This window comes from Rhodopila globiformis (assembly GCF_002937115.1).
GTDB classification, from domain to species: Bacteria; Pseudomonadota; Alphaproteobacteria; order Acetobacterales; family Acetobacteraceae; genus Rhodopila; species Rhodopila globiformis.
The window spans coordinates 1-6,660 of the sequence record NZ_NHRY01000003.1; the positions used below are offsets into that span (position 1 = coordinate 1).

The following is a 6,660-nucleotide window of genomic DNA, read 5'->3' on the forward strand; positions in this document are numbered from 1 at the left end:
TCCCATTTGGTGTGATTTAGGCTCTCGAATTCGTCCATTGATGGAACTCCATCAGCGTGTGCTTTGGCGGCTCACGCTCCAGAGTTTCATTGATGGGCGAACCGGGGCCTACCCCCGCAAATGTCAAACTGCTGCTGCCTCCCCGGCAGAGCCGGGGGAACTCCCGGTTACGTTAGAAACGCGCTGGAACTTTGATCAGGCCGAAATCATTGTGTCTCTGGATGGCGACTTTCTCGATTCCGGACCGCAACAGGCTGGCGTCTCGCGGGCCTGGTACGACGCCCGCCGTAAACTGGCACATCAGGACAGGTTGCTGGCTATGCATGCCGTCGCACCTGTTCCCAGCCTGACCTATGCCAAGGCTGATTACCATATGCCTGTCGCGCAACGAGACCTTCTGCCGCTGGCACAATCGTTGTTAATGCAACTGAACGGTGGAACGCCGACCGGCTTCGGCCCGGCAGGAAAATGGCGGGGCGACATTGCGGCTGCACTAGGTGCGGCCCGCGGCCGCAGCATTGTGCTGACCGGCACGCATCAAAGCGCCGAACTCCATGCGACGGTGCATCGCATCAACGCCGCGATCGGCAACATCGGAAACACCATCCTCCACACAGATCCCGTTCTGGGACAAGCGGAACCGTTCACGAATCTGATCGAAGCGATGCATGGCGGTAACGTAACGACGCTGGTCATGCTGGATACCAATCCGGTATACAGCGCACCGGCGGACGTGGACTTCGGCACGCTGCTTACAAAAATTGATTTAAAGCTTCATGCTGGACTTCACTGGGATGAAACCGCGACCCTGTGCGACTGGCATTTGCCGCTTTCCCACCCGCTGGAAACCTGGGGTGATGCGCGGGCGCCGGATGGGACGGCAACCCTGATTCAGCCGACAATCCAACGGCTCTACGATACACGTTCCGTAATGGAAATCCTGTCGGTACTGTCCGAACCAACGCCACGGCCCGGCTATGAGTTGCTGCGGAGCTTCTGGCGCGGACAGATGCCAAAGGACGACTTCCAGGCAGCATGGCGTCAGGCCTTGCAGATGGGTTTCGTAGCGGACACAACATTCCCAACCCGGAATGTGCAGCCGACCCCGGTTACAGACCCGCCGCCGGCGATCGAGGCAAGCGGGCTCGAGGTCGTGATCAGGCCTGATGCGACCATTTGGGACGGTAGTTTCGCGAACAATGCGTGGCTGCAGGAATTGCCGAAACCAATGTTTAAGACCGTCTGGCAAAATATCATTGCCGTTTCGCCAAAGCTCGCCGCCGACCAGAAGCTCAGGAATGGCGACGGTATCGTGGTGGCCGCCGGGACACAGTGGATTGAAGGACCGATCTGGGTTGTGCCGGGGCAGAACGATAACACCATCATGCTGCAACTTGGGTACGGCCGAAACAGCGTCGGCACCGTCGGCGCCGGGATTGGTTACAATGCCTATGCGCTACGCCGCCTCGACGCGCCATGGCATCTGTCCGGGATCCGGCTGGTCCACAGCAAGAACAACTACACCGTTGCTACTGCGCAGCAAATTGACTATCAGGAAGGTCACGACTACGTGCGGCTGCAAGAAATCGGCGGCAAACCCGCCGGCGACAACACAGCATTTACGCAGCCAACCCTGTACAGGAGGGATCCCTCCGATGGCCGCGCGTGGGGCATGGTGATCGACCTCGACGCCTGTATCGGGTGCAACGCATGCGTCGTGGCCTGCCAGGCTGAAAACAACGTGCCAGTGGCCGGAAAGGATGAGTTCCTCGCCGGCCGCGACATGCACTGGCTGCGCGTGGACCGCTATTACTCCGGCCCGGATCAAGATCCCGACACGCGATTCATGCCGGTGCCGTGCATGCATTGCGAAACAGCGCCGTGCGAACTTGCCTGTCCGGTCGAGGCGACGCTGCACGATCACGAGGGCCTCAATCTGATGGTCTATAACCGTTGTGTGGGCACGCGCGCCTGCAACGCGTATTGTCCATATAAGGTACGCCATTTCAATTACCTGCACTACAGCGAGGCGCCGCCGATCGTGGAAGCCCAACGCAATCCGGCCGTAACGGTTCGAGCTCGCGGCGTCATGGAAAAGTGCACCTACTGCGTACAACGTATCGTAGCCGGACGAATTGCCGCAGATAAGGAAGACCGGCCAATCCGTGACGGTGAGGTAGTGACCGCCTGTGCGGCAGCCTGCCCGACGCAGGCGATCACTTTCGGCGACCTGAACCACAAGGACAGTGCCGTCGCGAAGGCGCGGCAGAATCCACGGAATTATGCGTTGCTGGGCGAACTGAACACCCGTCCACGCACCACATACCTCGCCGCGTTCGCGCCTCCGGCAGAGAAAGCCTGACAATGTCCGACCAGGCAATCCGACAGAGCCACGCCAACTACCTGGCGACACCGTATGAAGATGCGGCCATTGGCAACGAAATTGCCGGCCTCACCTTCGGGCATCCGTCGCGCACGCGATGGGTGATCGCTTTCGGCATCAGCGCCCTGATGGCATCGTGGCTGGTCATTGCGCTGGGATGGCTGTTCTACTGGGGGATCGGAGTCTGGGGCAACAATATCCCCGTCGGATGGGCGCTGGACATCACCAACTACGACTGGTGGATGGGCAACGCCTGCGGCGCATTGATCATATCCGGGCTTCTGTTGCTGCTACGGCAGCACTGGCGCGGCGCATTGAACCGTGTCGCCGAGTCGGTCGCGCTGCTGTCCGCCGCGGCGGCCGGCATCTATCCCATCGTTCATCTCGGCCGGCCTTGGTTCTTCTACTGGAACCTGCCCTACCCGAACAGTCTGCTGCTCTGGCCGCAGTTCCGCAGTCCGTTGGTTTGGGATGCATTTGATATCATCAGCTTCCTAGTCGTTGCCTTGCTGTTCTGGTATGTCGGCATGATCCCGGATCTTGCCACGCTGCGCGACCGCCCCGCCGGGGTGCTGAAACGCCGGATCTACGGCGTGGCCGCCCTGGGCTGGCGCGGTTCCGCCAGGCACTGGAGCCGCTGGAACCGAACTTACCGCACGCTCGCGGTCTTTGGCGTCATACAGGCAATTTGTACCCAGTGCGGCGCCGCGGTGATGTATGCCGGCACTGTCGAGCCAGGGTGGCACGACACGCTGCTGCCGGCCTTCTTCATCGTCAATGCGGTCCTGTCAGGCCTGGGATTGATAGCGGTCGTCGTTTCGATCGTGCGCTATCTCTATCCGGTTGAGTCGCTGATCACACGGGAGCATCTCGACGTGATCGGGCGGCTGATTCTTGCAGCGGGACTTCTGTCCACCTACTGTTACCTCGTCGATTTCTTCTTCACGGCACTCGGCGGCGACAGCTACGACCGATCGGTGATGATGCGTCGTTTCACCGGCCTCTACGCGGGAAGCTTCTGGCTGATCGTAGGCGCTGCGTTGCTGCCGGTGCATCTGTTGTGGTTCCGCGCGGTGCGCTGCAGCGCCCTGATGCTGTTCCTGCTCGGCATCCTGATGATGGCGGGCATGTGGGGCGACCACTTCATGACCCTTGTCACGACGCAGCACCGCGACTTCCTGCCATCTTCGCAGGCTTTCTACACTACCAGTTTCTGGGCGGTGACCACCTGGCTGGGCACGATCGGCCTGTTCAGTTCCTTGATGCTACTCGTGCTGCGTTACGTCCCGGTCGTGTCGATCATTGAAACCCGGCTGCTGGCCCATCAGCAGAAGGCCGAGCAGAATGTCTGAGGAATCCGAATTCTACGGCATCGCCGCCGAGTTTGCCGAACCGGACGGTTTGCTGGCCGCTGTATCCAGCCTGCGCAGCCGTGGCATTGGCCTGTTGGACGCACTGTCGCCGCTTCCGATCAGCGGCATGGATGCGGCGCTGGGAACCAGTGGCCGGTCTCTCGGTGTGGCCGCCGTGGCCGGGGTGCTGTTGGGTGGCTTTGGTTGTTTCGGCATGATCGTCATTGCGACAGTCGTTGCATACCCAATCATTGTCGGCGGCCGGCCGCTGCTCAGTTGGCCCTACTACGTTATTCCCAGTGTGGCGGCGGCCATGCTGACAGGCGCAGTCGTTCTGTTTGTCGTCATGCTGTTCCTCGACCGGTTGCCCAGGCTCAATCATCCCGTCTTCAACATCGATGGGATTCAGGGCGTCACCACGGACCGTCTGTTCCTGGTTGTGGAGGCGCGCACAAGCGATTTCGACGCCGAGGCGGTTGAGCATGCCCTTGCCGAATTGCCGGTGCGTCCCCTTCGCATCCAGCGCGTGGAACGATGAACCGGCGATCCCTATCCATGCTCCTGCTGCTGGCACTGGCGACGTGCCGTCAGGAAGACATGTATTCGCAAGAGAAAGCCGTCGGCTGGGGCAAGTTCTTTCCCTTTCCCGGACGGATGACGATGCAGCACCCGGTGCCCGGGACCGTTGCCCGCAATCCGGCGGACGCACCCGTTCCCCAGCCGCCGGAGATCACGGCGGCCATGCTGGCGCGCGGCCGGCGGCAGTACAACATCAACTGCGTCCCCTGCCACGGGCAGTCGGGCGATGGGGAAGGCATGATCGTGCAACGCGGCTTTCCCAAGCCGCCGCCGCTGTTCAACGACCGCCTGATCAAGGCCAAGGCGCGGCATTTCTATAACGTGATTACCCACGGGCACGGCGTTATGTACAGCTATGCCGATCGGGTTGCGCCCGCGGACCGCTGGGCGATTACAGGGTATATCCGTGCGTTGCAGCGCAGTCAGCATGCCCAGGTCGCCGAGCTATCAGACAACGACAAGCAGCATCTGCAGGAGAGTAACCCATGAAGTGGGTGGCCATGGTCCTGCTGATGGTTGGCGTTCTGCTGCTGGGGCTGGCCCTGTTCCTCGCGCTGCATAGCGGCATGCCGACCACACCCTCTTATCTCGCCGACTGGCTGTTCTGGTCGTCGTTACCCTTCGGCGCGCTGCCGGTGGTGATGTTGATCGACCTGGTCGGTCCCGGCGCGGGATTGCCGCTGGAACCGGCGTTGCGCCGCCTGCTGATTCTCACGCCTGTTGCGGCCGTGCTGATGATTCCGGTGCTGGTGCTGCCGGCAACCTTGTTCGGCTGGGCCAACGGCCACGGCTTCTCGACTCCGTTCGGCCGTGCCTGGATGAACCATGGCTGGTTCATCGGGCGCAGTATTATCTATGTCGGGCTCTGGACACTCCTGGCCGTGCTGTTCCGCTGGCCGCCGAGGGCCGAGGCTGTCGGGCGCCGCCGCGGCTTTGCCGCCGCCGGCCTGTGCGCTTACGCGTTGAGCGCCACGCTCGCCTCGGTGGACTGGGCGATGACGGTGGAGCCGAACTGGTTCTCGGCCGAGTTCGGCCTGCTACTGGTTGCAGCGCAGGTCAGCATCGCCGTCAGTGCCGCGATTCTGCTCAGCGGCAGGACATGGCGGCTGCTCGCGCCGGATGCCGCCGGCCTGATGCTGATCAGTGCCGTTGGAATCTGGCTGTTTGCCCAGTTCATCCAGTTCCTGGTGATCTGGTCGGGGGACAAGGCATCCGATATTGCCTGGTATTTGCACCGCTCGGACCTTGGCAGCCGGATCGCTGTTTGGATGGCGTTAGCCGTCGGCGTTGTTGTGCCGGTTTCGATATTGTCGTCCCGCCTGCGGCGCCGGCCGGCAGGACTGATTGCTGCCGCGGTGCTGGTGGTCTGCACCCAGGCGCTCGGAATGCTCTGGCTGATTACGCCGTCGTTGCGGCACCACTTCACTATTACCGGCATGGATGTGCTGGCGCTCGCGGGCATCGGCGGCGTGATGCTAGGCATCTGCCTGCTGATTGGCCCGCTGCCCAAACCGGCAAAGGAGGTTGCCCCATGAGCATGAAATCGGTGCTATGGACGGCAGGCTTGTCGTTCCCATGCCCAGCCATGGCACCTGGGCAGTCGGGGCTATCCGTACGTTGCGTAACCCCATCCAGTGTGGGCCGCCATGCCTGACGAAATGGCGCAAGGTAACACGAAGCGGCAACGGCACGGATTCAGCCTATGGCGTCTGCTGGTCTTAACCGGCGTGGTCGCTGGCATCGCAGCGCTGTTTCGGGGAGAGATAAGCAAAACCAGCGGGCGAGGCTCGCCGGGTACACCCCCAAGCACCGAAGCGCTCAACGCCGGCCATGAAACGGAAGATATCGACACCATTGACGTTTCGCTGATTCTTGCGGGCATGGCGGCAACCACGGCCATTGTCGTCGGAATTGTCTTCTGGATGACATGGCGGTTCGATATCAGCCGGCACGAAACGATGTCTCGCCTGACGCCGGCAGAGACCGCCCGCGTCGTGCCACCGGCACCGCACTTGCAACGGAATCCGTTCGCCGACCTTGCCCGGGTTCAATCGCGTGAAACGCGTCTGCTGACAAGCTATGGCTGGATCAGCGCGGACCACAGCCTCGCGCGGATTCCAATCGATCGAGCAATGGCCCTGAGTGTGGGCAAATCGTTGGATGCGTCACCCTAACGTAACCGGGAGTTCCCCCGGCTCTGCCGGGGAGGCAGCAGCAGTTTGACATTTGCGGGGGTAGGCCCCGGTTCGCCCATCAATGAAACTCTGGAGCGTGAGCCGCCAAAGCACACGCTGATGGAGTTCCATCAATGGACGAATTCGAGAGCCTAAATCACACCAAATGGGA

6 protein-coding genes are annotated in these 6,660 nt (G+C 61.6%); all 6 read left to right on the plus strand.

Annotated elements, in window-relative coordinates; all coding sequences use genetic code 11:
* A partial coding sequence (locus CCS01_RS00035) for a 4Fe-4S dicluster domain-containing protein (protein WP_204848080.1) occupies window positions 1–2,362 on the plus strand: 2,362 nt, incomplete at its 5' end.
* 2 nt (window positions 2,363–2,364) lie between these two features.
* Window positions 2,365–3,735, plus strand: a complete 1,371-nt coding sequence (gene nrfD / locus CCS01_RS00040; protein ID WP_104516807.1) for an NrfD/PsrC family molybdoenzyme membrane anchor subunit — start codon at window positions 2,365–2,367, stop codon at window positions 3,733–3,735.
* The gene (locus CCS01_RS00045; protein ID WP_104516808.1) at window positions 3,728–4,273 is read left to right on the plus strand and encodes a DUF3341 domain-containing protein; all 546 of its coding nucleotides are present in this window, start codon (window positions 3,728–3,730) and stop codon (window positions 4,271–4,273) included. Before nrfD ends, CCS01_RS00045 begins: the two co-directional genes overlap by 8 nt.
* Window positions 4,274–4,290: 17 nt before the next feature.
* Complete coding sequence (locus CCS01_RS00050; RefSeq protein WP_204848081.1) at window positions 4,291–4,803, plus strand: c-type cytochrome; 513 nt, start codon at window positions 4,291–4,293, stop codon at window positions 4,801–4,803.
* Window positions 4,800–5,849 carry a hypothetical protein gene (locus CCS01_RS00055; protein ID WP_104516810.1) on the plus strand — a complete coding sequence of 350 codons (1,050 nt, stop codon included), beginning with the start codon at window positions 4,800–4,802 and terminating at the stop codon, window positions 5,847–5,849. The genes CCS01_RS00050 and CCS01_RS00055 overlap by 4 nt, the downstream gene beginning before the upstream one ends.
* A 111-nt stretch (window positions 5,850–5,960) precedes the next feature.
* Window positions 5,961–6,488 carry a hypothetical protein gene (locus tag CCS01_RS32450; protein WP_146101496.1) on the plus strand — a complete coding sequence of 176 codons (528 nt, stop codon included), beginning with the start codon at window positions 5,961–5,963 and terminating at the stop codon, window positions 6,486–6,488.
* The last annotated feature ends 172 nt before the right edge of the window (window positions 6,489–6,660 follow it).

Excerpts from the sequence above, each read along its gene's own strand:
- nrfD (WP_104516807.1), top strand. The coding sequence starts at position 2,365 with ATGTCCGACCAGGCAATCCGACAGAGCCACGCCAACTACCTGGCGACA.
- CCS01_RS00045 (WP_104516808.1), top strand. The coding sequence starts at position 3,728 with ATGTCTGAGGAATCCGAATTCTACGGCATCGCCGCCGAGTTTGCCGAA.
- CCS01_RS00050 (WP_204848081.1), top strand. The coding sequence starts at position 4,291 with ATGCTCCTGCTGCTGGCACTGGCGACGTGCCGTCAGGAAGACATGTAT.
- CCS01_RS00055 (WP_104516810.1), top strand. The coding sequence starts at position 4,800 with ATGAAGTGGGTGGCCATGGTCCTGCTGATGGTTGGCGTTCTGCTGCTG.
- CCS01_RS32450 (WP_146101496.1), top strand. The coding sequence starts at position 5,961 with ATGCCTGACGAAATGGCGCAAGGTAACACGAAGCGGCAACGGCACGGA.